Source organism: Caulobacter sp. GSs2 (genome assembly GCF_058680895.1).
On the sequence record NZ_CM178725.1, the window covers coordinates 2144077 to 2168875 of the forward strand.

20 protein-coding genes and 1 tRNA gene are annotated in these 24799 nt (G+C 67.4%); 10 read left to right on the forward strand and 11 right to left on the reverse strand.

The genetic code is table 11. The annotated features are described in order from the left end of the window. Positions 1-5: 5 nt before the first annotated feature. From ACW17Z_RS10455 to ACW17Z_RS10485, 7 genes are all read right to left on the reverse strand, one after another. A complete protein-coding gene (locus tag ACW17Z_RS10455) occupies positions 6-617 on the reverse strand; it encodes an exopolysaccharide biosynthesis protein (protein WP_492055954.1) in 612 nt (203 codons plus the stop codon). A gap of 94 nt (positions 618-711) precedes the next feature. Further along, on the reverse strand, positions 712-2205 hold the full coding sequence (gene rpoN / locus ACW17Z_RS10460; RefSeq protein WP_492055955.1) for an RNA polymerase factor sigma-54: 1494 nt from the start codon (positions 2203-2205) through the stop codon (positions 712-714). A 179-nt stretch (positions 2206-2384) separates the two neighbouring features. Further along, the gene (gene lptB, locus ACW17Z_RS10465) at positions 2385-3164 is read right to left on the reverse strand and encodes an LPS export ABC transporter ATP-binding protein (RefSeq protein WP_492058512.1); all 780 of its coding nucleotides are present in this window, start codon (positions 3162-3164) and stop codon (positions 2385-2387) included. 16 nt (positions 3165-3180) lie between these two features. Beyond that, positions 3181-3729, reverse strand: coding sequence for an LptA/OstA family protein (locus ACW17Z_RS10470; RefSeq protein ID WP_492055956.1), 549 nt, complete (start codon positions 3727-3729; stop codon positions 3181-3183). A 46-nt stretch (positions 3730-3775) separates the two neighbouring features. Further along, entirely contained in the window at positions 3776-4378 is a 603-nt protein-coding gene (lptC, locus tag ACW17Z_RS10475; RefSeq protein WP_419319443.1) for an LPS export ABC transporter periplasmic protein LptC, read from the reverse strand. Between the two features lie 20 nt (positions 4379-4398). Then, positions 4399-5016: a ribonuclease D gene (locus tag ACW17Z_RS10480; protein ID WP_419319442.1), complete on the reverse strand. Its 618-nt coding sequence runs from the start codon at positions 5014-5016 to the stop codon at positions 4399-4401. 160 nt (positions 5017-5176) lie between these two features. Beyond that, positions 5177-5263, reverse strand: a tRNA-Leu gene (locus tag ACW17Z_RS10485). Positions 5264-5407: 144 nt separating this feature from the next. Here ACW17Z_RS10485 and ACW17Z_RS10490 point away from each other — a divergent pair. Beyond that, the gene (locus tag ACW17Z_RS10490; protein WP_492055957.1) at positions 5408-6373 is read left to right on the forward strand and encodes a complex I NDUFA9 subunit family protein; all 966 of its coding nucleotides are present in this window, start codon (positions 5408-5410) and stop codon (positions 6371-6373) included. Between the two features lie 78 nt (positions 6374-6451). Here the strand turns inward: ACW17Z_RS10490 and ACW17Z_RS10495 are convergent, their stop codons facing one another. Continuing rightward, positions 6452-7252, reverse strand: coding sequence for an undecaprenyl-diphosphate phosphatase (locus ACW17Z_RS10495; RefSeq protein WP_492055958.1), 801 nt, complete (start codon positions 7250-7252; stop codon positions 6452-6454). A 233-nt stretch (positions 7253-7485) separates the two neighbouring features. Here ACW17Z_RS10495 and ACW17Z_RS10500 point away from each other — a divergent pair, with 233 nt between their 5' ends. From ACW17Z_RS10500 to ACW17Z_RS10510, 3 genes are all read left to right on the forward strand, one after another. After that, positions 7486-8934: an NAD(P)-dependent oxidoreductase gene (locus ACW17Z_RS10500; protein ID WP_492055959.1), complete on the forward strand. Its 1449-nt coding sequence runs from the start codon at positions 7486-7488 to the stop codon at positions 8932-8934. 6 nt (positions 8935-8940) lie between these two features. Then, positions 8941-13458 carry a glutamate synthase large subunit gene (gltB, locus tag ACW17Z_RS10505; RefSeq protein ID WP_492055960.1) on the forward strand — a complete coding sequence of 1506 codons (4518 nt, stop codon included), beginning with the start codon at positions 8941-8943 and terminating at the stop codon, positions 13456-13458. Between the two features lie 1190 nt (positions 13459-14648). Further along, positions 14649-14987: a hypothetical protein gene (locus ACW17Z_RS10510; RefSeq protein ID WP_492055961.1), complete on the forward strand. Its 339-nt coding sequence runs from the start codon at positions 14649-14651 to the stop codon at positions 14985-14987. On the opposite strand, the gene ACW17Z_RS10515 is transcribed toward ACW17Z_RS10510, so the two are convergent. Next, complete coding sequence (locus ACW17Z_RS10515) at positions 14973-16175, reverse strand: citrate synthase family protein (protein WP_492055962.1); 1203 nt, start codon at positions 16173-16175, stop codon at positions 14973-14975. The genes ACW17Z_RS10510 and ACW17Z_RS10515 overlap by 15 nt on opposite strands. 76 nt (positions 16176-16251) lie before the next feature. On the opposite strand from ACW17Z_RS10515, the gene ACW17Z_RS10520 reads away from it, so the two are divergent. From ACW17Z_RS10520 to queG, 5 genes are all read left to right on the forward strand, one after another. Beyond that, positions 16252-17349 carry a citrate synthase/methylcitrate synthase gene (locus tag ACW17Z_RS10520; RefSeq protein WP_492055963.1) on the forward strand — a complete coding sequence of 366 codons (1098 nt, stop codon included), beginning with the start codon at positions 16252-16254 and terminating at the stop codon, positions 17347-17349. A gap of 73 nt (positions 17350-17422) precedes the next feature. After that, complete coding sequence (locus tag ACW17Z_RS10525; RefSeq protein WP_492055964.1) at positions 17423-18352, forward strand: cation diffusion facilitator family transporter; 930 nt, start codon at positions 17423-17425, stop codon at positions 18350-18352. A gap of 37 nt (positions 18353-18389) precedes the next feature. Beyond that, complete coding sequence (gene rfaE1, locus ACW17Z_RS10530) at positions 18390-19847, forward strand: D-glycero-beta-D-manno-heptose-7-phosphate kinase (protein ID WP_492055965.1); 1458 nt, start codon at positions 18390-18392, stop codon at positions 19845-19847. A 120-nt stretch (positions 19848-19967) separates the two neighbouring features. Beyond that, positions 19968-20654 carry an FtsZ-binding protein FzlA gene (fzlA, locus tag ACW17Z_RS10535; protein WP_492055966.1) on the forward strand — a complete coding sequence of 229 codons (687 nt, stop codon included), beginning with the start codon at positions 19968-19970 and terminating at the stop codon, positions 20652-20654. Further along, positions 20635-21798 carry a tRNA epoxyqueuosine(34) reductase QueG gene (gene queG, locus ACW17Z_RS10540; RefSeq protein ID WP_492055967.1) on the forward strand — a complete coding sequence of 388 codons (1164 nt, stop codon included), beginning with the start codon at positions 20635-20637 and terminating at the stop codon, positions 21796-21798. The genes fzlA and queG overlap by 20 nt, the downstream gene beginning before the upstream one ends. 73 nt (positions 21799-21871) lie before the next feature. On the opposite strand, the gene ACW17Z_RS10545 is transcribed toward queG, so the two are convergent. Then, positions 21872-22744, reverse strand: coding sequence for a UTP--glucose-1-phosphate uridylyltransferase (locus ACW17Z_RS10545; protein ID WP_492055968.1), 873 nt, complete (start codon positions 22742-22744; stop codon positions 21872-21874). A 164-nt stretch (positions 22745-22908) separates the two neighbouring features. On the opposite strand from ACW17Z_RS10545, the gene bamJ reads away from it, so the two are divergent. Further along, positions 22909-23406, forward strand: a complete 498-nt coding sequence (gene bamJ, locus ACW17Z_RS10550; protein ID WP_492055969.1) for a BamJ family beta-barrel-assembly machinery protein — start codon at positions 22909-22911, stop codon at positions 23404-23406. A gap of 128 nt (positions 23407-23534) precedes the next feature. On the opposite strand, the gene ACW17Z_RS10555 is transcribed toward bamJ, so the two are convergent. Beyond that, positions 23535-24737 carry a threonine ammonia-lyase gene (locus tag ACW17Z_RS10555; protein WP_419319428.1) on the reverse strand — a complete coding sequence of 401 codons (1203 nt, stop codon included), beginning with the start codon at positions 24735-24737 and terminating at the stop codon, positions 23535-23537. Positions 24738-24799 lie beyond the last annotated feature (62 nt).

The window sequence follows — 24799 nt, forward strand, 5'->3', positions numbered from 1 at the left end:
CGGGTTCAGAAAAAGCTCGAAACAAGAGCGATGATCTTGTGGACGGCGGCGGTCACAACCCCCGCGCTAACGAACAGCAGCCCCAGGCTGACCAGGGCCATCAGATAGCCCAGCAGGGCCAGAAAACCATCGCGTTGCAGCAGGGCCAGCGACAGAATCGCTACCGTTGCGCCAGGCGCGAGATTGCCCAGCGGGATCGGCAGGATGAGGACAAGCGCCAGCAGGGTGCAGACCACTCCGATCATCCGCTCGCCCAGCGGCGAGAACAGCCAGGAAAGGCGGGGCCTGGTGATCAACTCCATGCGCTTGACCAAGGGGGTGAGCCTGCGGAACAGGCCGCGCAGATCGTCGCGCTTGACCGGCCGGTCGATCATCCGGCGCGGCAGCCACGGCGCGTCGGCTCCCAGCGCGATCTGGGGGGCCAGCAGCAGGATCGGCAGGCTGAGGATCGTCGAGGAGCCCGGCGGCAGCGGCAGGGTGTTCAAAGCTCCGAACACGAACAGCATCGCCCCGAAGGCGCGGCTGTCAAAAGCCTCCAGCATCTGGCCGACGGTCAGGATCGGACGGACGTCCTCGCCAAACCCTTCGATCACGTCCGCTAGGCTATCGGTCGACATGCGCGCTCCTGCTCATGGAGCTTATAACGCAGGACCGATCAATGGGTCGTGAAGATAGGCGCTTTCTGGAAAATCACCACGCGCCCGGAGCGGCTCAGTTCGTTTCCTTGATCAGGCGCCGGCGCTCGACCGATGAGGGAATACGCATCGCTTCGCGATACTTGGCCACCGTGCGCCGGGCGATGTCGACCCCGGCCGTTTTCAGGATCTCGACGATGGCGTCGTCGGAGTGGACATCCTTCTCGGCCTTCTCGGCCTCGACCAGACCCTTGATCTTGTGACGGACACTGGCGGCCGAATGGGCCTCGCCGCCCTCTGACGACTGGATGGCCGAGGTGAAGAAGAACTTCAGCTCGAACACCCCGCGCGGGGTGGCGATGTACTTGTTGGAGGTGACCCGGCTTACCGTGCTCTCGTGCATGCCGATGGCGTCGGCGACGGTTTTCAGGTTCAGGGGTCGCAGATGCTCGACGCCGAAGGCCAGGAAGCCGTCCTGCTGGCGGACGATCTCGCTGGAAACTTTCAGGATGGTCTTGGCCCGCTGGTCGAGGCTCTTCACCAGCCAGTTGGCGGTGGCCATGCAGTCGGAGACGAAGGTCTTTTCCTGATCGGTGCGCGCACCCTTGGAAACCCGGGCGTGATAGCGCTGGTCGACCAGCACCCGGGGCAGGGTGTCGGTGTTGAGCTCCACGTGCCACATGCCGCCCAGGCCCTCGCGGACATGGACGTCAGGCACCAGGGTCTCGGCGGTCTCACTGGCATAGGCCGCGCCCGGACGCGGGGTCAGGGCTCGGATCTCGGCGATCATCTCGCGAAGATCTTCCTCGTCGACACCGCACACCTTGCGCAGGCCGTTCATGTCGCGGCGAGCCAGCATGTCGAGATTGTCGAGCAGGGCGGCCATGGCCGGGTCGTAGCGGTTCTGGTCCTTCAACTGCAGGGCCAGGCACTCGCGCACGTCGCGGGCGAAGACCCCGGTGGGCTCAAAGCCCTGGAGCACAGTGAGGACGCGCTCGACCATCGCCTCGGCGCAGCCCAGACGCTCGGCGGTCTCGGCCAGGTCCAGGCGCAGATAGCCGCCCTCGTCGACGCCGTCGATCAGGACATTGGCCACCAGCTGCTCGGCTGCCGACAGGCCCGCCTGGACCAGCTGGCCCTGCAGGTGTTCCGACAGGGTGGGTACGGCCGTCAGGGCGCCTTCATAGTCGCCGTCGTGCTCAAAGGAGCCGCCGCCGCCGGCTCGCGACCAGTCGATCTGGCCGCCGGCCTCCTGGGCCTGCTCGCCGTCGCCCGAGGCGCGCTCGCCGGGCGAGACGTCGTCGGGCGTGGCGTCCATTTCCGAATTGGCCGAGCCTTCGGCCACGATGTCGACGCCCAGGTCGCTGGCCGCCGGCTCGCGGTCGATTTCGGGCGCGGCTTCGCTTTCGCCCTCGTCGCGCTGCAGGAGCGGATTGCGTTCCAGCTCGGCCTCGACGAAGGCGTCGAGCTCGATGTTCGACAGCTGCAGCAGCTTGATCGCCTGCTGCAGTTGCGGGGTGATGACGAGGCCCTGGCCTTGCCGCAGTTCCAGTCGATGGCCGAGAGCCACTGCGCCCTCCTGGGCAAATCGAAATGTTCGATCCCCATTGAAGGGCAACTAGGTTAACGGGGCGCCAACGCCTGCAATATTCGGGCCGGTGCGACTTTCAGTCCCGTCGCCCAACAATGAAAATCCCGCGAAGCCGGAGGGCCGCGCGGGATAAGTCATTTTGCAATAAGGATTATTTCCTAGACGCGTTCGGCGAAATGATCGCCCAGATAAACGCGGCGGACTTCCGGATCCTCGATGATTTCCTTTGGGGAACCCTCGAACAGCACTTCACCGGCGTGAATGATTGACGCGCGATCGATGATATCCAGCGTCTCGCGGACATTGTGGTCGGTGATCAGAATGCCGATGCCGCGCTTCTTCAGATAGCCGATGACCTCGCGGATGTCGGCGATGGCCAGGGGGTCGATACCGGCAAAGGGTTCATCCAGCAGCATGAACGACGGCTCGCTGGCCAGGGCCCGGGCGATTTCCACCCGGCGCCGCTCGCCGCCCGACAGGGCCACGGCCGGCGACTTGCGGATATGGGTGATCCGCAGTTCCTCGAGAATGTTGGTCACGGTCTCTGCGGCGGCGCGCTGGTTCTTCTCGCGCATCTCGACCACGGCCATGACGTTCTGCTCGACCGTCATGCCCCGGAAGATCGAGGCTTCCTGCGGCAGATAGCCGACACCCAGACGCGCGCGCTGGAACATCGGTTGGGCGGTGATGTCCTCGCCGTCCAGATAGATCGAGCCGTAGTCGGCGGCGATCAGGCCGGTGATCATGTAGAAGCAGGTGGTCTTGCCCGCGCCGTTGGGGCCCAGCAGGCCGACGACCTCGCCGCGCTGCAGGCGCAGGGAGACGCTCTTGACCACCGGGCGGTCGCCGAACGACTTGCCGATGGCGTCAACGAACAGGCCGTTTGCCTCCGGGCGAGCGAGGGCTTCGGGGCGATCGGAACCGCCAAGGGGCGTCATCTTCATTCGAACGAGCCTAGCGGTTGGCCGGAGCCGGGGTCTGGGACTTTTCGGGATAGATCACCGAGCGCACGCGCCCGGTCTTGCCCCGTCCCTTGGCGTTGGATTCCAGCTTCACGTCGTTGGTCTTGGTGTTGACCGTCATGCGGTCACCCCGCGCCACGTCCTGGCCGCGCACGACGATGACATTGCCGGTGATGACGATGGTGTCGTTGGAATAGGTGAACACGGCGCGGTCACCCCGGACCGTCTGGTCCTGGTTGACGAAATAGACGTCGCCTTCGGCTTCCACGTGATCGACATCGCCGCAGGCGTTCGAGCCGGCCTGGGCGCCGGGCTTGCGGGTCGAATAGGCGTTGACCACGCTGGCCCGCAGCCGGCTCTTGTCCTGCAGCATCTCGACATTGCCACGGAAGATCGTGCGGCACTGGCTGTTGATGTTCTCCTGCTCGTCCGCGGAAATATCCACGGGCGCGCTGGAGTCGTTGATGCTCTGGGCGAAGGCCGAGCCGCTCGCCAGGATCAGTGCGGTCGCCGCCGCCGCTGCCATCCAACGCTGGATCAAGTCAGAGTCCTTATCTGCGAAGCACGGCCATGCCGCGCGCCTCTACTTACTTCCGTTCGAGCCGGGTGCGAACCCCACCCCTGAAAACGACCCGGTCACCCTTGTCATATACGGTGTAGGCGTTGGATTTCACCTGCCCCGTCGGACCTTCACCCAGCATGGCCGTCTCGCCGCTGATATTTCCGGTCTTGGTGTCGACCACCGCCTCTTCCGAAGCGAAGCGATAGCCCGAGCCATCGTCGATGCGAACATCCCCGCTCAGGGACAGTTTCATCGTGTCTTCGCGATAGATCCCTGACTTGGCCGTCACCCGGCTGGGCTGGGGTTCGTCGAAGCCGAGGGTCAGGGTGGGCGACTCCAGTCGCACGTTCTTCATGTCGTTGTCGTCGCGCAAAGCCGAACGCGCGGTGATCATGAAACTGCGACCATCGCCAGACTGGCCGTAGAAGCGCGGCGCGATCATGCGGATCTGGGTCTTGGCCTCGGCGGGCGGTCGGGCCGCAGCGCGCATCGAGCGCCAGGTGACCTGGCCGCCTACGCCGATCAGGATCACGGCGATCGTCGCCGGCAGCACCACGCGCATCAGCCGCACCCGGCGCGAGCGCCGGCGCCACTGCCCCAGATCCCGGGCGATCGACCGTCCAGTCATGGTCGCGGCCGCCGTCATCCCTAGGTGTGCGCGAAGATGTCGACGTCTTCCCAACCGGCCAGGTCGAGGGCGGCGCGGTGGGGCAGGAAGTCAAAGCAGGCCTGGGCCAGATCCATGCGGCCCTCGCGAACCAGCATGGCGTTGAGCTTGTCGCGCAGACCATGCAGGTGCAGCACATCGGACGCCGCATAGGCGACCTGTTCGGGGCTGAGCGTCGCCGCGCCCCAGTCGGAGCTTTGCTGGGCCTTGGACAGCTCCACGGCCATCAGCTCGCGCGTCACGTCCTTGAGGCCGTGGCGGTCGGTATAGGTGCGGGCCAGCTTGGAGGCGATCTTGGTGCAGTAGACGGGCGTGGTCATCACGCCCAGATGCAGCAGGAACATGGCGATATCGAAGCGGCCGAAGTGGAAAAGCTTCAGGATCTTCGGATCGGTCAGCAGGCGCTTCAGGTTGGGCGCGTCATAGGTGGCGCGATCCAGCTGGACCAGGTGGGCGTCACCGTCGCCGCTCGACAGCTGCACGACGCAAAGCGGGTCGCGTCCCAGCCGCAGGCCCATGGTCTCGGAGTCGATCGCGACTGCGGTCGCGCCGGCAAAGGCGTCGTCGGGCAGGTCGCCCACATGAACAAAATTGGTCAAGGTTTCAGAGCTCTCCGGCGACACGCCTGAACGACAGCCGTCGCCGAGGCTCGCGCGCCCGAACGGGGTACGCGCGACATTATAATCACGATGAAAGAGATATCTATTCGCTAGGAACTATCGGCGCCACCCCGACCTTCTTTCGAAGGTTGGTAGGGGGTGGTGCCCAGGAGAGGACTCGAACCTCCACGACCTTTCAGTCACTGGCACCTGAAGCCAGCGCGTCTACCAATTCCGCCACCTGGGCCCGCAGAGCAATCCGTGGATCGCCGCGAGGCCGGGACGTTTAGGGAAAGCTTTTGGCCCCGTCAATCGCCAAATCGCGCATTTCGTTGCGAAGCCCCTCGCGGTCGTCTATCCCCCGCGTCATCGCAAGCGACGGGGATTGAAAATGCAGGGTCTGGTCACAGTGTTCGGCGGCTCCGGCTTCGTCGGCAGCCAGGTCGTGCGGCAGCTCGCCAAGGCGGGCCACCGCGTTCGTGTGGCGGTGCGCCAGCCCAACCTCGCCTACAAGATGCGAATGCTGGGCGATGTCGGCCAGATCGAGGTCGTCCAGGCCAATGTCCGCAACGTCGCCTCGGTGACGCGGGCGCTGGAGGGCGCTGAAGCCTGCGTCAATCTGGTCGGCCTGCTCTACGAATCCGGCCGTCAGAAATTTCAGGCCGTCCACGTGATGGGCGCCAAAACCATCGCCGAGTGCGCCAAGGCGGCCGGCGTCGCCCGCTTCGTGCAGATCAGCGCCATCGGCGCCGACGCCGGCTCCGAAGCCAAGTACGCCCGCACCAAGGCCGAAGGCGAAGAAGCGGTCCGCGCCGTGTTCCCGGGCGCGGTGATCGTCCGTCCCTCGGTGGTGTTTGGTCCCGAGGACAACTTCTTCAACAAGTTTGGCCAGATGGCCGCGATGAGCCCGGCCCTGCCGCTGGTCGGCGGCGAGACCCGCTTCCAGCCGGTGTTCGTCGGCGACGTGGCCGCCGTGATCGCCCAGGCGGCCAGCAGCCCGGCCGCCGAGGGCGTGACCTATGAGCTGGGCGGTCCCGGCGTCTATACGATGCGCGAGATCCTGCAGCTGATCCTGACCGAGACCGGCCGCGACCGTCTGCTGCTGCCCATTCCGTGGTTCGCCGCGTCCCTGCTGGGCAAGGTCGGCGATGTGATGGCCGGCCTCCTGCCCATCGCGCCGCCGATCACCAGCGACCAGGTCGAGATGCTGAAAAGCGACAATGTCGCCGATCATGGTCTGCCGGGCCTGGCCGAGGCTGGCGTCGTCCCGACCAGCATCGAGGCCATCGTGCCGTCCTACCTGTACCGCTACCGCAAGGGCGGACAGTATGCGCCCACGCCAGCGGGGGCGTTCTAGACGCTGGCCAGGCCGGAACGAATAAGGGCGGACACCGCAGTGTCCGCCCTTTTCTTTTGACCCTTCGCCGCTGCGAGATCAGCGCGGAATGTACAGCAAACCCAGCCCCACAACGCCGACGGCGATCCGCCACCAGGCGAACGGCGCAAAGCCGTGGCGTGTGATGAAGTCCAGCACGGTCTTGACCACGAAGACGCCGGAGATCAGGGCCGCCAGGAAGCCAAGGCCGATCAGGCCCAGGTCGTTGGTGCTGAGCTTGTCGATGTTCTTGTAGAGATCATAGGCGAAGGCCCCGGCCATGGTCGGCATGGCCAGGAAGAAGCTGAATTCGGCGGCCGAGCGCTTGTCGCACTTCAGCAGCAGGGCGCCGGCGATGGTGGCGCCCGAGCGCGAGACGCCCGGCACCAGGGCCAGGCACTGGAACAGGCCGATGATGAAGGCCGTCTTCAGCGGATAGTCGACCACGTCGGTGTGTTGAGGCTCGAACTTCATGCGGTCCAGCGCCAGCAGGGCGAAGCCGCCGGTGATCAGGGTGATGCAGACCAGCAGCGGCGACTCGTAGAGGACCATCTTGATGAAGTCGTGGGCCAGTACGCCGACAAAGACCGCCGGCAGGAAGGCCAGAAACACGCCCAGGATGAAGCGGCGCGAGCCGGGATTGGTCGGCGCCGAGGTCAGCAGCCCCCACAGTCTCCCGAAATAGACCCCGGTAATGGCCAGGATCGCGCCCAGCTGGATCAGCACCTGGAAGGTGTTGCCCGGACTGTGGAAGCCCAGGAAATGTCCCACCAGCAGAAGATGGCCGGTGGAAGACACAGGAATGAATTCAGTAAGCCCTTCGATCAGGCCCAGCACGATCGCGATCAGCCAATCCGGCATCGGCAGTCCCTCAAAAACGCAGGCCCCCGGCGTGCGCCTGACAGGGTAAACATGGCGTTAATCCACAAAGTAGACTAATAAGGGGGCGCGCTGCGAGACGATCGCAACGACCCCCGGCGATCTGCGGATATTACAGTCAACTATTTTTACCACCGCATTCTTCTTGCGCCAAAGAGTCCGTATGAGGCCGCCATACGCAATTTTTCTCCCGAAGACGGGATGAGGGAAGTCGCATGGCCGAGCGCATGCTGAAATTCACCACGGTGGCCCGCAAGACGCCTGAAAAGCGTGCGGCGGACGACCGTTCTGGCGACTTCCACGAGATCTACGCCGACTTCATCGATGCGAAAGCCACCGAGCAGGCCTCGCGTTGCTCGCAATGTGGCGTGCCGTTCTGCCAGACCCACTGCCCCCTGCAAAACAACATCCCCGACTGGCTGCGGATGACCGCCGAAGGCCGTCTGGAAGAAGCCTATCAACTGTCGCAGGCCACCAACTCGATGCCGGAGGTCTGCGGTAGAATCTGCCCGCAGGATCGTCTCTGCGAAGGCAATTGCGTCATAGAGCAATCGGGTCACGGCACCGTGACGATCGGCTCGGTCGAGCGCTATCTCACCGACAAGGCCTGGGAGATGGGCTGGGTGAAGCCCCTGGTGGCCGGCCCGGCCACCGGCCAGTCGGTCGGGATCATCGGTGCGGGCCCCGCGGGCCTGGCCGCCGCCGAGATGCTGCGCGAGCAGGGCCATGAGGTCGTGGTCTATGACCGCCACGACCGCGCCGGCGGTCTGCTGATCTACGGCATTCCCGGATTCAAGCTGGAAAAGGACGTCGTCCAGCGCCGCACCTCGCGCCTCGCCGACGGCGGCGTGGAGTTTCGGATGAACTTCGAGGTCGGCCGCGACGCGTCGCTGGAAGACCTGCGCGAAAAGCACGACGCCGTGCTGATCGCCACCGGCGTCTACGCCGCCCGCGACCTGGTGGTCCCGGGCTCCGGCAGCCAGGGCGTGGTTCCTGCGCTCGACTATCTGATCGCCTCCAACCGCACAGACCTGGGCGACAGCGTTCCCGAGTACGAGAGCGGGGCGCTGAACGCCGAGGGCAAGGACGTGGTCGTGGTCGGCGGCGGCGACACCGCCATGGACTGCGTCCGCACCGCCATCCGCCAGGGCGCGACCTCGGTCACCTGCCTCTATCGCCGCGACAAGGCCAACATGCCCGGCTCCCTGCGCGAAGTGGCCAATGCCGAGGAAGAAGGCGTGACCTTCGAATGGCTGGCCGCCCCCCGGGCCCTGTCGGGCGACGCCGAAGCGGTGACCGGCGTGCGCGCGATCCGCATGCGCCTGGGCGCCCCGGACGCGTCCGGCCGCCAGTCGCCGGAAGAGATCGAGGGCGGCGATTTCGATCGTCCGGCCCAGCTGGTGGTCAAGGCCCTGGGCTTCGAGCCTGAAAACCTGCCCGAGCTGTTCGCGGCTCCCGACCTGAAGACCACGCGCTGGGGCACGGTGAAGGCCGATGTCCGCAACCAGATGACCAATCTGGACGGCGTGTTCGCCGCCGGCGACATCGTGCGCGGCGCCTCCCTCGTGGTCTGGGCGATCAAGGACGGCCGCGACGCCGCCGACGCCATGCACCGCTATCTGAAGTCCAAGGTCGGCGCCCCGGCGCTGATCGCGGCGGAGTAAAAGATCATGAGCCAAGACATCCAGCACTATCTGGCCAACCGCCAGCGCCTGATCGACGGTCACGCCTATGACCCGACCACCGAGCGCGACGCCTGCGGCGTCGGCCTGGTCTGCGCCATCGACGGCACGCCGCGCCGCGAAGTGGTCGAGCTGGCTATCAAGGCCCTGAAGGCCCTGTGGCACCGGGGCGCGGTCGACGCCGACGGCAAGACCGGCGACGGCGCCGGCATCCTGCTGTCGGTCCCGCAGGACTTCTTCACCGACCAGGTGCGCCGCACCGGCCACGCCCTGCGGGCCGGGTCCATCGCCGTGGGCCAGATCTTCCTGCCGCGCACCGATCTGGGCGCCCAGGAAGCCTGCCGCACCATCGTCGAGGCCGAAGCCCTGCGCTTTGGCTTCTACATCTATGGCTGGCGCCAGGTGCCGGTGAACACTGCCGTGATCGGCGAGAAGGCCAACGCCACCCGTCCGGAAATCGAGCAGATCATGCTGGCCGCCCCGGCCGGCCTGGAGGGCGAGCCGCTGGAGCGCGCCCTGTTCCTGTGCCGCAAGCGCATCGAAAAGCGCGTCCACGCCCAGAATCTGTCGGGCTTCTACATCTGTTCGCTGTCGGCCAAGTCGCTGATCTACAAGGGCATGTTCCTGGCCGAGGCGATCGACGAGTTCTATCCCGACCTCAAGGACGAGCGCTTCGCCGCCAATGTGGCGATCTTCCACCAGCGCTATTCGACCAACACCTTCCCCGAATGGCGTCTGGCCCAGCCCTTCCGGATGCTCGCCCACAACGGCGAGATCAACACCATCAAGGGCAACATCAACTGGATGAAGTCCCACGAGATCAAGATGGCCGCCCAGGCCTTCGGCGAGTTCGGGGATGACGTCAAACCGGTGATCCAGCCGGGTGGTTCGGACAGCGCCAGCCTGGACAACACCTTCGAGGTGCTGGTCCGCGCCGGCCGCGACGCGCCGATGGCCAAGGCCCTGCTGGTGCCGGAAGCCTCGGGCCCCAGCCTCTCGGACTCGCACCAGGCGCTCTACAGCTACTGCAACGCCGTCATGGAGCCGTGGGACGGTCCGGCCGCCCTGTGCGCCACCGACGGCCGCTGGGTCGTGGCCGGCAAGGACCGCTCGGGCCTGCGTCCGCTGCGCGTGGCCTATACCGACGATGGTCTGGTCATCATGGGCTCGGAAGCCGGCATGTGCGGCGTCGCCGAAGGCCGCATCACCCGCAAGCTGGCCATCGCGCCGGGCCGGATGATCGCCATCGATCTGCTCGAAGGCCGCCTCTATGGCGAAGACGAGATCATCGACGAACTGGCCGGCCGCCACCCCTATACGCAATGGCTGGGCAACATGGTCGATCTCGAAAAGGAGATCGGCCCCGGCCCCGAGCCGCGCAAATATGGTCGCGAGGAACTGACCCGCCGTCAGGCCGCCGCCGGCTTCAGCCTCGAAGACCTGGAGATGATCCTCGCGCCGATGGTCGAGGACGGCAAGGAAGCCGTCGGCTCGATGGGCGACGACAGCCCGCTGGCCGTGCTGTCGGAAAAGTACCGTCCGCTCAGCCACTTCTTCCGCCAGAACTTCAGCCAGGTGACCAACCCGCCGATCGATCCGCTGCGGGAAACGGGCGTCATGAGCCTGAAGACCCGGTTCAAGAACCTGGGCAACATTCTCGCGCAGGACGCCGCCCAGGCCGATGTCTATGTGCTGCAGAGCCCGGTGCTGACCACCGGCATGTACGAGCGCATTCAGGGTCTGCTGGGCGAGAAGAACGTCGTCGTCATCGACTGCACCATGCCCCTGCCCGCCCCCGAGGCCCGGGCTGGCGACGCTCTGCGCGCCAATCTCGACCGCATCCGGGCCGAGGCCGAGGACGCCGTGCTGCGCGGCTGCGGGGCCATCGTGCTGACGGACGAGAACAGCCGCGAGGACCGGGTCGCCCTGCCGATGATCCTGGCCACCGGCGGCGTCCACAGCCACCTGGTGGGCAAGGGCCTGCGCTCCTATGTCTCGATCATCGTCCGCTCGGCCGAGTGCCTCGACACGCACTATTTCGCGGTGCTGGTCGGTGTCGGCGCCACGGCGGTCAACGCCTATCTGGCCCAGGAAAGCTTCCAGGATCGCCTGGAACGCGGCCTGCTCGGCGACAAGTCGCTCAAGGACGTGTGCCTGAACTTCAAGGGCGCCATCGAGGCGGGCCTGCTGAAGATCATCTCCAAGATGGGTATCAGCGTCATCTCGTCCTATCGCGGCGGCTACAACTTCGAAGCCGTTGGCCTGTCGCGCGCCCTGGCCGCCGAGTTCTTCCCCGGCATGCCGTCGCGCATCTCCGGCATCGGCCTGGCCGGCGTCGAGAGCAAGGCGGTCGAGCTGCACCGCAAGGCCTGGGACAGCGCCGCCGTCACCCTGCCGGTCGGCGGCCTCTACAAGCTGCGCAAGTCGGGCGAGGCCCACGCCTTCGAGGCGCGGCTGATCCATACCCTGCAGAGCGCCTGCGACACCGGCGACTATGAGCTGTATCGCCGCTGGTCCAACGGCCTGCGCACCCAGAAGCCGATCCAGCTGCGCGACCTGCTGGACTGGCGCTCGGACCGCAACCCGATCTCCACCGACGACGTCGAGAGCGTCAACGAGATCCGCAAGCGCTTCGTCACGCCGGGCATGAGCCTCGGCGCCCTGGGCCCCGAAGCCCACGGCATGCTCAACATCGCCATGAACCGCATCGGGGCGAAATCCGTCTCGGGCGAGGGCGGCGAAGACTCGGCGCGCTACAAGCCGCTGCCCAATGGCGACAACCCCAACAGCGCCATCAAGCAGGTGGCCTCGGGGCGGTTTGGCGTCACCGCCGAGTATCTGAACCAGTGCGTCGAGCTGGAGATCAAGGTCGCCCAAGGGGCGAAGCCTGGAGAAGGCGGCCAGCTGCCCGGCTTCAAGGTCACCGAGATGATCGCCCGGCTGCGCCACGCCACGCCCGGCGTCATGCTGATCAGCCCGCCGCCGCACCACGACATCTACTCGATCGAGGACCTGGCCCAGCTGATCTATGACCTCAAGCAGATCAACCCGGTCGCCCGGGTGACGGTCAAGCTGGTGGCCATGACCGGCATCGGCGCCATTGCGGCCGGCGTCGCGAAGGCGAAAGCCGATGTGATCCTGGTGGCCGGCGGCGTCGGCGGCACGGGCGCCTCGCCCCAGACCTCGGTGAAATATGCCGGCGGTCCGTGGGAGATGGGCCTGTCGGAAGCCAACCAGGTTCTGACCCTTAACAACCTGCGCCACTCGGTCGTCCTGCGGGCCGACGGCGGCATGCGCACGGGTCGCGACATCGTCATCGCCGCCATGCTGGGCGCCGAGGAGTTCGGCATCGGCACCGCCTCCCTGGTGGCCATGGGCTGCATCATGGTGCGCCAGTGCCACTCCAACACCTGCCCGGTCGGCGTCTGCACCCAGGACGAGGCCCTGCGCGCCAAGTTCACCGGCACGCCGGAAAAGGTCATCAACCTGTTCAGCTTCATCGCTGAGGAGGTCCGCGAGATCCTGGCCGGACTGGGCTTCAAGTCCCTGCAGGACATCGTCGGCCGCACCGACCTGCTGGCCCAGGTCAGCCGCGGCGGCGAGCACCTCGACGACCTCGACCTCAACCCCCTGCTGGTTCGCGCCGACCCCGGCCAGAACAAGCCCTACAACACCGTGGTCGGCCGCAACGAAGTGCCCGACACCCTCGACGCCCAGATCGTCCGCGACGCCGCGCCCCTGCTGGAACGCGGCGAGAAGATGCAGCTGACCTATACGGTCCGCAGCACCGCACGCTCGATCGGCGCCCGCACGTCCAGCCATATCGTGCGCAAGTACGGCATGAAGGGCCTGCCCGCCGGCCACCTGACCGTCCAGCTCAAGGGCTCGGCCGGCCAGAGCCTGGGGGCCTTCGCGGTCCAGGGCCTGCGCATCGAGCTGACCGGCGAGGCCAATGACTATGTCGGCAAGGGCCTGTCGGGCGCGACCATCGTCATCAAGCCCTCCCGCACCCTGGCGGCCCCGGAAAGTAACGCCCTGCTCGGCAACACCGTGCTGTTCGGCGCCACCTCGGGCCGACTGTTCGCGGCGGGCCAGGCGGGTGAGCGCTTCGCGGTCCGCAACTCGGGCGCCACCACGGTGGTCGAGGGTTGCGGCGCCAATGGCTGCGAATACATGACCGGCGGTCAGGTGGTGATCCTGGGTCCGACGGGCGGCAACTTCGGGGCCGGCATGACCGGCGGCATGGCCTTTGTTCTCGACCAGCACGGCCGGTTCGAAGCCAATATCAACCCCGAGAGCATCGTCGTCCAGCGGCTGGCCTCGCCCTATTGGGAAGGCGTGCTGCGGTCCCTGGTGGCCGAACACGCCCGCGAGACGGACTCGGCCTTCGCCGAGAGCCTGCTGCGCGACTGGGACCGCGTGCGCGACCTGTTCTGGCAGGTTTGCCCCAAGGAGATGGTCTCGCGCCTGCCGCAGCCGCTGGTGGCGGAAGAGGTCGCGGCCTAGGCGTTTTCCGGGGCGCGAGGACTGGCCCCCTCCTGACCTGCTTCGCAGGTCGTCCTCCCCCGTAGGGGGAAGATGAAATGCGCTGACCTCATCTTCCCCCTCCGGGGGAAGACGGCTGCGCAGCAGCCCGTAGGGGGCAAGTCTGGCGGACACGACTTCGCAGCCTCGCGCGGAAACCGCCGAGTGGGTGGGAAGGGTCGCGGAGCGTCCGGGCCTCGCCCGGAGGATGGGATAGTTGAATACCGTTTCGACGAAGACGAACGCTCCGCGCAGCCGTTATCCGGTGAGCCCTCGGGGCGCGGGGTTTTAACCCGCTTCCGACGTTAGGCCCCCGACGGGTGGAGGGGATAGCGACCCCGTCCAGACCGCATGGGCGATTTCAGCCCATGCCTGTTGCGCGCCTCGAACCTTCGCCGCCTGGGTTTTCGTCCCGATGTTTCAGGGAACCCGTCCAGATCTGTCGCCAAGGCGGTCACTGAAGACCCCCGAAGAGCGCTGCCCGCTCGACCACCCCTGACAGCCGTCTCAGTCGCCGGCCGGACGCCCTTCCCGTGCTGTCAGGTGAGATCAATTATGCAGGCGGTTTCGGCGCGTCTGACAGGCGCGATCGATTATTCTACAAGCCTTTGATCTGACTGGAGCTTATTCCGGAAAGAACGGGGATTGAGGGCAGTCTATCCCCGCACTTGCCCCCTACGGGTCGCTGCGCGACCATCTTCCCCCGTAGGGGGAAGATGAAGGGCGCCCGATCTCATCTTCCCCCTGCCAAGGGGGAGGACGACCTGCGAAGCAGGTCAGGAGGGGGCCTGCGGCATCGGCCCGGGGAAACACCGCCCCCCTTCGCGCCGAAGGGAGCCAACCTTAAATCTCACGGCGAGACGATCGCTGGCCTGGAAAGGTCACTCAAGCACGACGCTTCGCATCGCCGCGACGCGGCCGCCGGAGGCGGTGTCGGCGGGCTGACTTTCCAGACCAGCACGCTGCAGCCTCCAGGAGATTAAGGATGAGCGGGACGCGGGGCGTCCGCTTTCAGGAGGGAAGGCAAAGCGTGCTTTCGCACCCGTTGCGTACTCTGAGGCGTTGCATCACGCTAGGTTATGCGCTTTTCGCAGCTTCTTGTTTTGTTGAGTGTAGTCGCAGCGAGCATGGCTAGCGGGTGCGCTTCAACCCATGTTGATGGGGCAAATCCGGTGGCGAACACGATGTCCTCCGCAAGCAAAGAGTTCGTTGTTTCTTTCAGCGATGAGTTCGATGTGAAGAAATTCGACTTGGAGGGCAGGAGCTTTCCTCTAAGTCTGATTGGCTTAGCCGCTAAAGAAAACGGCCGCGGTGGCACCTACGAACTGTACGAGTTTGAATTTAAAGGTTCGCCGCTCAGATACCGAGATGGCTCGTTGGTATCCGGAAATATATTTATGGTGCTTTCAAGCTCACTAGAAGGATCTCAAGGACCGTGGGGTGCTAGGGTCATCATGTTCGATCCTGCGGGAACAATGGTGCCGATTGGTCGCGCGTTACTGTCCGACTGATGCCGCAGCAGCGGTCGATCCCCACCCCCCACCAGCGTTCGCAGCCAGCGCCTCGCCCACATACCGCGCCCGGGGCCGTATCAACCGCCCCGTCTGCCCCTGCTCGATCGCATGGGCCAGCCACCCGGCCGTGCGCGCCACGGCGAACAGGATGAACGGCGCGTCGGTCGGCAGGGCCAGCGCCCGCGCCAGGCCCACCAGGGCGAAATCGATATTGGGCAGCTGTGCCGTCGCGGCCTCGGTCTCCCGCCGCAGATCCGCGAGCAGGGCGGGCGGCTCGAACGCCGCCAGCAACGCACGCGCCCGAGGATCCCCGTCCGGATAGAGCGGATGCCCAAAGCCTGGCATCGAAGATCCCTGCGCCAGGCGCGCCGACACGGCCCTGGCGGGTCCCGTCCGATCGGCCTCGGCGACAAAGGCCTCGACCCGCGCGGCCATGCCGCCGTGGAGCGGTCCAGACAGGGCGCAGAGTCCGGCCAGGGCGGCGGCCGACAACGACGCTCCCGTCGAGGCCGCCACCCGCGCCGCGAAGGTCGAGGCGTTCAGTTCGTGATCGGCCAGCAGCACAAGCGCCGTCCGCAGCAGATCCGCCCCCGCCGCATCGACGCCCCAGGCCCGGGCCAGACGCTGATGCGCCGGACCTTCGGTCACCTCGCCCGCCGCCGCGTCGACCACGGCGTCGAGCAGGCTGGCGGCTTCCATGGCCAGGGCCAGCGGCGCCCGTCCGCGCGCCGGAGCCTCCGCTCCCGCCCGCAGCGCCAGGGCGTTGAAGAGGCGGGCCCGGGCGGTCTCGCCGGCCACGACCTCCCCGGCCCGCGCCGCCTTCAGCGCCGCGCCATGGCCGCCGCGCAGCAGCCGCGCCGTCTGTTCCAGGGTGTGATCTTGCGCCAGCACCGCCGCATCGCGGCCGCGATACCAGAGCCGGCCGCTCGCCACCGTGGTGATCGCCGAGGCCAGCACCGGCTCGCCCCAGGCGATGGCCTCGGCGGCGACGTCGGCGGCGCGACGGCCCCGGGCCTTGCGGGCGTGCAGGGCCGCCACGTCGGAGGCGCGATACAGGCTGCGGCGCGGATCATCCGGATGGGCGGCGGCCTCGATCCGGCCCCGGCTGACATAGGCGTAGAGGGTCTGCGGCCGGATCCCCAGCCGTTCCAGCACCTGTTCCGCGTCGAGCCAGTCATTCGCCATATAGATTGATTATATTGATCAAGATTGACGATCAAGCACGGCGGGCGCGAATTGCCGCCCGAAAGGAGACCTCAACATGTCCGAAGGTCTTGCCCATGGGCTTGAAGGCGTGATCGCCGCCCACACCGTTTTGTCCGACGTCGACGGGGCCCATGGCCGTCTGGTCATCCGCGGCTACGCCGTCGAGGACCTGGCCGGCCACACCCCCTTCGAGCAGGCGGCGCACCTGCTGTTCGACGGCTTTTTCGACGACATGCCGGCCGATCTCGCGCCCGCCCTCGGCGCGGCCCGGGTCAAGGTGTTCGCCGAGGTCGGCGCGCTGGACGAGGCCCTGGCCAGACGCGATCCCGTCGAGGCCATGCGCGCCCTGCTGGCCCGCCTGCCCGACGGCGATGACCTGGCCACCGCCCTGTTGCTGCTGGCCGCGCCGGCCGTCTTCACGCCCGCCGTGCTGCGCGTCGCCGCTGGCCAGACCCCCGTCGCGCCCGACCCGGCCCTGTCGCATGCCGCCGACATCCTGCGGATGACCCGGGGCGAACCGGCCAGCGACGCCGAGACCCGGGCCCTGGACGCCTATCTGGTCACCGTCTGCGACCATGGCCTCAATGCCTCGACCTTCGCGGCGCGGGTCATCGCCTCGACCCGCGCGGGCCTGACCTCGGCGGTGCTGGGCGGGATCTCGGCCCTGAAAGGTCCGCTGCACGGCGGCGCGCCGGGGCCGGTGATCGACATGCTGGACGCCATCGGCAGTCCGGAAAACGCCCGCCCCTGGCTGGAAAAGGCCCTGGCGCGCGGCGACCGGCTGATGGGTTTCGGCCACCGCATCTATCGCGTCCGCGACCCCCGCGCCGACGCCCTGAAGGCGGCTGTGCGCAAGCTGTCGGACGCCTCCAGGGCCCTGCCCGGCCGCGTCGCTTTCGCCGAGGCCGTCGAGCAGGCGGCGCTGCAGATCCTGCGCGAGCGCAAGCCCGACCGGCCGCTGGACACCAATGTCGAGTTCTATACCGCCCTGCTGCTGGAGGCCCTGGGCCTGCCGCCGGCCAGCTTCACCTGCGTGTTCGCCATGGGCCGCACGGCCGGCTGGATCGCCCACGCCCGCGAGCAGCTGGCCGGCGGCAAGCTGATCCGGCCGCAGTCGGTCTATGTGGGGCCGGGCATTCGGCAGGCCGCCTGACGGCAAAGGCGAGAACGACTCGCGCGAGTCGTTCTCGCTGGGGCCCGGCCGCGCCGCTTGTTAAGGAGGCGCCATGACCCTCTCCGCCCTGTCGCCTGAAACCCAGGCCCTGACCCGTCGCGTCACCGCCCTGTCGGTGGCCGTCGCGGCCGTGCTGATCGTGGTCAAGACCCTGGCCTGGCTGGCCAGCGGCTCGGTAGCGATGCTGGCCTCGCTGTCGGACTCGGGCCTGGACCTGATCGCCTCGCTGATCACCTTCTTCGCCGTGCGCTACGCGGCAGAGCCGCCGGACGCCGAGCACCGCTTCGGGCACGGCAAGGCCGAGGCCTTTTCCAGCCTGATGCAGGGCGGCCTGGTCTTCGCCTCCGGCGCCCTGATCGGCCAGGAAGCGATCCGGGCGATGTTCAATCCGCGTCCGGTCGAGCAGGGCCTGCTGGCCATGGCGGTGATGCTGGTCTCGATCGCCCTGACCCTGGCCCTGATCATCGCCCAGTCGAAGGTGCTGAAATCGACCGGCTCCATCGCCGTCTCGGGCGACCGGGCCCACTATGCCGCCGATCTGGGCTCCAACGCCGTCGCCTTGGTCGGGATCGGCGCGGCCGCCTTCCTCGGCTTTGGCTGGATCGACGCCGCCGCCGGCCTGATCGTCGCCCTGTGGCTGATCTGGGGCGCGATCGGCGTGTTCCGCGAAGCCGCCAGCCAGCTGATGGACCGCGAACTGCCCGACGAGGACCGCAAGCGCATCGTCGCCCTGGCCACCGAGGATCCGCGCGTGCTGGGCGTGCACCAGCTACGCACCCGCGCCTCGGGGCCTTACGTCCACATGCAGATGCACGCCGACCTCGAGGCCGGCATCTCGCTGGCCGAGGCCCACACCATCATGGTCAATGCCGAGAACCGGCTGCTGGAGGCCTTTCCGGCGGCCGACATCATCATCCACCCCGACCCCCGGGGTAAGGCCGAGAGCCACGGCGGGCTGTTCGCCGAAGCCCATCACGGCTAGTAAGCGCCAGATCTTTTTCGAGACGAGCCGCCGCTTCATGGACGACACCCTGGCCCAACTGCCCCACGCCTTCGCCGGCAAGACCGTGCTGGTGCTGGGCGACGTGATGCTGGACCGCTTCATCTACGGCGCCGTCGACCGCATCTCGCCCGAGGCCCCGGTGCCGGTGATCGCCGTCGAGCGCGAGACGGCCATGCTGGGCGGCGCAGGCAATGTGGCCCGCAATGTCGCGGCCCTGGGCGGGCGGGCCGTGCTGATCGGCCTGATCGGAAACGACGACGGCGGCCGGGCTCTCACCGCCATGCTGGGCGACGAGGCGGGGGTCGAGGCCCATCTGGTCACCGATCCCGCGCGTCGCACGACCGAAAAGGTCCGCTACATCTCCGGCTCGCACCAGATGCTGCGGGTCGACCGCGAGGATCGCGGACCGGCCGAACCCGCCGCCCTGCTGGCCGCCTTCAACCAGCGCCTGGCCGCCGCCGACGTGGTGGTGCTGTCCGACTACGCCAAGGGCGTGCTGACCGACGCCGTGACCCGCGCCGCCATCGACGCCGCCCGCGCCGCCGGCAAGCCGGTGATCGTCGATCCCAAGAGCCGCAACCTGGCCCGCTATGACGGCGCGACCTTGGTCAAGCCCAACCGCAAGGAAGCCGCCGAGGCCACCGGCGTCACCGACGACAGCGACGAAGCCTCCGAAGAGGCCGGCGCGGCGATCCTGGCCATGGCGCCCGCTCTGGACGCCGCCCTGATCACGCGGGGCGGCGCAGGCATGACCCTCAGCGTGCGGGGCCAGCCGCCCGTGCATCTGCCCGCGACGGCCGTCGAGGTGTTTGACGTTTCCGGCGCCGGAGACACCGTGGCCGCGACCCTGGCCCTGGCCGTCGCGGCCGGCGCCTCCCTGGCCGACGCCGCCCGCCTGGCCAACCTCGCCGCCGGCCTGGTGGTGGCCAAGCTGGGCACTGACGTGGTCACCGCCGCCGAACTGACCGCCCTGGCCCGCTCGGAAGCGGGCGCCCCGGCCGAGGTCAAGATCGCCGACCTGCCCCATGCCCTGGAGATCGTCGCCGGCTGGCGGGCGCGCGGCCAGACCGTGGGCTTCACCAATGGCTGTTTCGACCTGCTGCACCCCGGCCACGTGTCGCTGCTGGACCAGTCCCGGGCCGCGTGTGACCGCCTGATCGTGGGCCTCAATACCGACGCCTCGGTCTCCAAGCTGAAAGGGCCGACCCGGCCGGTTCAGAAGGAGCATGCCCGCGCCGTCGTCCTGGCCTCGCTGTCGTCGGTGGATCTGGTCGTGCTGTTCGACGAAGACACCCCGCTGAACCTGATCCAGGCCTTCCGCCCCGACGTGCTGGTCAAGGGCGCCGACTACACCGTCGAGACCGTGGTCGGCTCCGACGTGGTGCTGGGCTATGGCGGCCGGGTGCTGCTGGCCGACCTCAAGCAGGGCCAGAGCACCACCGCCCTGATCGGCCGAATGAACGCCAAGGCTTAAGCTTCACTATGACAAAACGCCACGCAAAGGCCTGCTTTGCTTGGGTTAACAGTGTTCAGCAACAGGTTGTTAAGCAAACCGGCGCATCGCTCTGCTGATGCAGCCTGAGCGCAAATGGGCATGAGCGTCGATCGCACCCTTCATCATTTCCCCCTGGACCCCGCCTCGCGACAGGTGCGTCTGGCCCTGGGTGAAAAGCGTCTGGCCTTCGCCGAGGTCCAGGTTCGCTATTGGGAAGGCGCGCCCGATTTCCTGGCCCTGAACCCTTCGGGCGTGACCCCGGTGCTGGTCGAGATCCGCAGCGAGCGCAAGACCGTGGTCTGCGAGACCCGGGCCATCCTGGAACATATCGAGGAGCAGGATCCCGAGCCGGCCCTGCTGGGTCGCGACGCCAGCGAGCGCGCCGAGGCCCGCCGCCTGCTGCAGTGGTTCGACCGCAAGTTCGACAACGAGGTCAACGGCTTCCTGCTGCACGAGAAGATGGAAAAGCGCCTGCTGCGGCTGGGCGCGCCCGATCTGTCGGCCCTGCGTCGCGGTCGCGACGCCCTGCGCGCCCATATGGGCTATGTCGATGGTCTGCTGCAGACCCGCGACTGGCTGGCCGGCCGCCGCATGAGCCTGGCCGATTTCGCCGCCGCCGCCCACCTGTCGGTGATCGACTATTTCGGCGATGTTCCCTGGCAGGACTTCCCGACCGCCAAGACCTGGTACATGAAGCTCAAGTCGAGGCCCTGCTTCAGGCCCATCCTGGCCGATCGCTGGCCCGGCCTCGCGCCGGCCGCGCATTATGACGACCTCGACTTCTAGTCATCCGAACCAGACCCTAAAGGACGAGATCCGCGCCGAGGCCCTGCGGCTGGGCTTCCATGCCTGCGGGTTCGCCGACGCGGCCGCCGCCTGGCCCAATGGCGCCTGGCTGGCCGATTTCGTGGCCGAAGGCTTCCACGGCGAGATGGGCTGGATGGAAGAGACCCTGGAGCGCCGCAGCCACCCCACCGCCATGTGGACCGACGCCCGGTCGGCCGTGGTGCTGGGCATGAACTACGGCCCCGACCACGATCCGCTGACGGCGCTCGACCATCCAGATCGTGCGGCGATCTCGGTCTACGCCCAGGGCGACGACTATCACGACGTGGTCAAGAAGCGGCTGAAGCTGCTGGCCGGCTGGATGCACCGGCGGTTTGGCGAGGAGGTGAAGGTCTTTGTCGACACCGCCCCGCTGATGGAAAAGCCCCTGGCCCAGCGGGCCGGGCTGGGCTGGCAGGGCAAGCACACCAATCTGGTGTCGCGGCCGTTCGGCTCGTGGCTGTTCCTGGGCTCGGTCTTGACCACCCTCGACCTTCCGCCCGACGCCGCCGAGGTCGATCACTGCGGCTCGTGCCGGGCGTGCCTGGACATCTGCCCCACCCAGGCGTTCCCGGAACCCAACCGCCTGGATGCGCGGCGCTGCATCTCCTACCTGACCATCGAGCTGGCCGGCCCGATCCCGGCCGAGTTCCGGCCCGCCATGGGCAACCGCATCTATGGCTGCGACGACTGCCTGGCGGTCTGCCCGTGGAACAAGTTCGCCCAGGTCTCCAGCGAGGCCAAGTTCCACGCCCGCGAGGCGCTGAAGGGCCCGTCTCTGGCGGAGCTCGCGGGGCTGGATGACCCGTCGTTCCGGGCGCTGTTTTCCAAGAGCCCGGTCAAGCGCATCGGGCGCGATCGCTTCATGCGCAACGTGCTCTACGCAATCGGCAACAGCGGCGATGCTGGGCTGATGGCCGTGATCGAGCCGTTGCTGAGCGATCCGGCGCCGGTGGTGCGCGGGGCGGCCGTCTGGGCGGCGCGGCGGCTGGCGCCGGAGCGGGCGGCGGCGCTGCTATCGACGATTGCCGAAGAAGATTCCGACGTCTTGGCGGAGCGGACACTTGCCCCCTCCGGGCCGCTTCGCGACCCTCCTCCCCCGTAGGGGGAAGATGAGGTCGGCGCGCTTCATCTTCCCCCTACGGGGGAGGAGCGCGTCAGCGCGGAGGGGGCAAGTCTTACAGCTTCAGCAGATCCTCAATCGCGGCCCGAGCCGCCGAGCCCAGCTCCGGATGCGCCAAAGCCATGGCGACATTGGCCCGCAGCAGGCCGATCTTGTCGCCGCAGTCATAGGTGATGCCCTCGTACTCAAGGGCGTGGAACTCCTGGGTCCCCATCAGCTTCAGCATCGAATCCGTCAGCTGGATCTCGTTGCCGGCGCCCTTTTCCTGCGAGGCCAGCAGGTCGAAGATCTCGGGCTGCAGGATGTAGCGGCCGCTGATGAACAGGTTGGAGGGCTCGGTGCCCTTGGGCGGCTTTTCGACCATGCCGGTCATGCGGTTCAGGCGGCCATCCTGGCCGTCCAGCGCCACAATGCCGTACTGGTGGGCCTGACCGGCCGGGCAGGGCTCGACCACGACGATATTGCCGCCGACCTGGTCATAGGCCTCGATGGCCTGGGCCAGGGCCGAGGTCTGGGCGTGCATGACCATGTCGGGCAGCAGCACGGCGAAGGGCTCGTCGCCGACGATGTCGCGGGCGCACCACACCGCGTGGCCCAGGCCCAGCGGGGCCATCTGGCGCACGAAGCTCATCTCGCCGGGCCTGGGCAGCTCGGCCAGCAGCTCATCCAGCATCTGCGTCTTGCCCTTGGCGGCCAACGCGGCCTCCAGCTCGACGTGATGGTCGAAATAGTCCTCGATCGCGCCCTTGCCGCGACCGGTGACGAAGATGAAGTGCTCGATGCCCGCCGCGCGGGCCTCCGCCACGACATAGGACAGGATCGGCCGGTCCACGACGTTGAGCAGTTCCTTCGGGGTCGTCTTGGTGCCCGGCAGCACGCGGGTGCCAAAACCGGCGACGGGAAGAACTGCCTTGCGGACGGGTTTCATGAGCGCCTCATCAATCCTCTGGATGGCCGTTTCTAGGGGGCGAAATGGCGAAACGCCACCACCGTTCCGTGAAATCATCGCTGGCGAAGATCGTCCGGCAGGCGGAAGATTGATCTTCGCGCGGAGCCTGCTAGCTGAAACGCCAATCGTCTTCGGAGGCTTCCATGCATCGTCGCACCCTGCTCACCCTTCTGACCGCCGGCGCCGCCGTCTCGCTGGCCGGCTGCGGCAACAAGAAGGCCTCGGAGAATCTGCTGGCCGCCGACGCCTTCATGGCCAAGAACGCCAAGGAGCCGGGCGTGGTCACCCTGCCCGAGGGCCTGCAGTACAAGATCGTCCGCTCGGGCCCGAACGGCGGCATGCATCCCACCCGCGCCGACGAGGTGAAGGTTCACTATGAGGGCAAGCTGATCGACGGCACGGTCTTCGACAGCAGCTACGAGCGCGGCGCGCCCGCCTCGTTCCCGCTGGACGGCCTGGTGCCGGCCTGGGTCATCGCCCTGCAGCGCATGAAGGCCGGCGACGAGTGGATGCTCTATGTGCCGCCGGCTCTGGGCTATGGCGCCGAAGACAAGGGGCCGATCCCCGGCAACAGCGTGATGATCTTCCGGATCGAGCTGATCGACGTGCTGCGCGCGCCGACGGGGACGCCGAAGGGGTAGTTTTAGATCCTCCCCTCTTGGGGGAGGTGGCCCAGAGGGCCGGAGGGGGCCAGCTCGGCACAAGCCGCATTGGCCCCCTCAGTCGCTCCGCGACAGCTCCCCCGGAGGGGGAGCATCTATCAAACCGCCTACACCGACCGCGGCGGGTAGCCCTTGTCGCGCAGGGCGTCGATGATCTCCTGGGTGTGCTGGGCGTCGCGGGTTTCGATGGTGATGTCGAATTCCGCGCCCTTGGCCGGCACGTCCAGGGCCAGGCGGTTGTGATTGACCTCGATGATGTTGGCGCCCATGACGCCGATCACATTGGCCACGGTCGACAGCAGGCCCGGGCGGTCGTCGCCGACGATGCGCAGCGACACCAGCCGCTGGGCGCGGACCAGTTCGCGGGTCAGCACCGAGGCCAGCAGGCGGGTGTCGATATTGCCGCCGCACAGGATCAGGCCGCACTTCTTGCCCCGGAAGCGTTCCGGATAGGCCAGCAGCGCCGCCAGCGAGGCCGCGCCAGCGCCCTCGGCGATGGTCTTCTCGACATTGCAGTACAGCGCCACCGCCTGCTCGATATGCGGCTCTTCCAGCAGCAGAACATCGTCGATCAGCGGCCGGGCGACGCCATAGGTCAGCTCGCCCACGGTCTTGACCGCCACGCCCTCGGCAATGGTCTGGCCGCCGCAATGGGCGGTGATGCCGCGCATCTTGGCGGTGAAGGACGGATACATGGCCGGCTCGCAGCCGATGATGCGGATGTCGGGCTTCAGGGCCTTGGCCGCCGTGGCCACGCCGCTGATCAGGCCGCCGCCGCCGATCGGCACGGGCAGGATCTCGAGATCCGGCGCGTCTTCCAGCATCTCCAGGGCGATCGTGCCCTGGCCCGCCATGATGTCGTAGTCGTCGAACGGGTGGACGAAGGTCAGGCCCTGTTCTTCGCGCAGGCGCAGGGCGTGGGCGTTGGCGTCGTCATAGCTTTCGCCCTCGATGATCACCGTCGCGCCGAAGTCGCGGGTGTGCTGCACCTTCACGAAGGGGGTGGTCTTGGGCATGACGATGGTCACCGGCACGCCCAGCCGGGCGCCGTGATAGGCCAGGCCCTGGGCATGGTTGCCGGCGCTGGCGGCGATGACGCCCTTGGCCTTCTGGGCGTCGGACAGCAGCATCAGCTTGTTGAGCGCCCCGCGCTCCTTGTAGGCCGCCGTGAACTGCAGGTTCTCGAACTTCACCCACACCTCGGCGCCGGTAATCTTCGACAGGGTCTTGGAATAGCGGCACGGGGTGCGCTCGATGTGGCCCTTGAGGCGGCCGGCGGCGGCCTGGATGGCGGCGAGGTCGAGAGTCATGGGCTACCTGTCTGGACGCGGAACAATCACTTGGGCGGGGAGCGTCCGGGCGCGTCTAGCAC

What these genes read in the sequence shown, in the direction of transcription:
- ACW17Z_RS10490 (WP_492055957.1), top strand. Translation starts at nt 5,408, where the DNA reads ATGCAGGGTCTGGTCACAGTGTTCGGCGGCTCCGGCTTCGTCGGCAGC.
- ACW17Z_RS10525 (WP_492055964.1), top strand. Translation starts at nt 17,423, where the DNA reads ATGACCCTCTCCGCCCTGTCGCCTGAAACCCAGGCCCTGACCCGTCGC.
- ACW17Z_RS10515 (WP_492055962.1), bottom strand. Translation starts at nt 16,175, where the DNA reads ATGGCGAATGACTGGCTCGACGCGGAACAGGTGCTGGAACGGCTGGGG.
- ACW17Z_RS10455 (WP_492055954.1), bottom strand. Translation starts at nt 617, where the DNA reads ATGTCGACCGATAGCCTAGCGGACGTGATCGAAGGGTTTGGCGAGGAC.
- ACW17Z_RS10495 (WP_492055958.1), bottom strand. Translation starts at nt 7,252, where the DNA reads ATGCCGGATTGGCTGATCGCGATCGTGCTGGGCCTGATCGAAGGGCTT.
- lptB (WP_492058512.1), bottom strand. Translation starts at nt 3,164, where the DNA reads ATGACGCCCCTTGGCGGTTCCGATCGCCCCGAAGCCCTCGCTCGCCCG.
- rfaE1 (WP_492055965.1), top strand. Translation starts at nt 18,390, where the DNA reads ATGGACGACACCCTGGCCCAACTGCCCCACGCCTTCGCCGGCAAGACC.
- bamJ (WP_492055969.1), top strand. Translation starts at nt 22,909, where the DNA reads ATGCATCGTCGCACCCTGCTCACCCTTCTGACCGCCGGCGCCGCCGTC.
- fzlA (WP_492055966.1), top strand. Translation starts at nt 19,968, where the DNA reads ATGAGCGTCGATCGCACCCTTCATCATTTCCCCCTGGACCCCGCCTCG.
- ACW17Z_RS10520 (WP_492055963.1), top strand. Translation starts at nt 16,252, where the DNA reads ATGTCCGAAGGTCTTGCCCATGGGCTTGAAGGCGTGATCGCCGCCCAC.
- queG (WP_492055967.1), top strand. Translation starts at nt 20,635, where the DNA reads ATGACGACCTCGACTTCTAGTCATCCGAACCAGACCCTAAAGGACGAG.
- lptC (WP_419319443.1), bottom strand. Translation starts at nt 4,378, where the DNA reads ATGACTGGACGGTCGATCGCCCGGGATCTGGGGCAGTGGCGCCGGCGC.
- ACW17Z_RS10500 (WP_492055959.1), top strand. Translation starts at nt 7,486, where the DNA reads ATGGCCGAGCGCATGCTGAAATTCACCACGGTGGCCCGCAAGACGCCT.
- gltB (WP_492055960.1), top strand. Translation starts at nt 8,941, where the DNA reads ATGAGCCAAGACATCCAGCACTATCTGGCCAACCGCCAGCGCCTGATC.
- ACW17Z_RS10545 (WP_492055968.1), bottom strand. Translation starts at nt 22,744, where the DNA reads ATGAAACCCGTCCGCAAGGCAGTTCTTCCCGTCGCCGGTTTTGGCACC.
- ACW17Z_RS10555 (WP_419319428.1), bottom strand. Translation starts at nt 24,737, where the DNA reads ATGACTCTCGACCTCGCCGCCATCCAGGCCGCCGCCGGCCGCCTCAAG.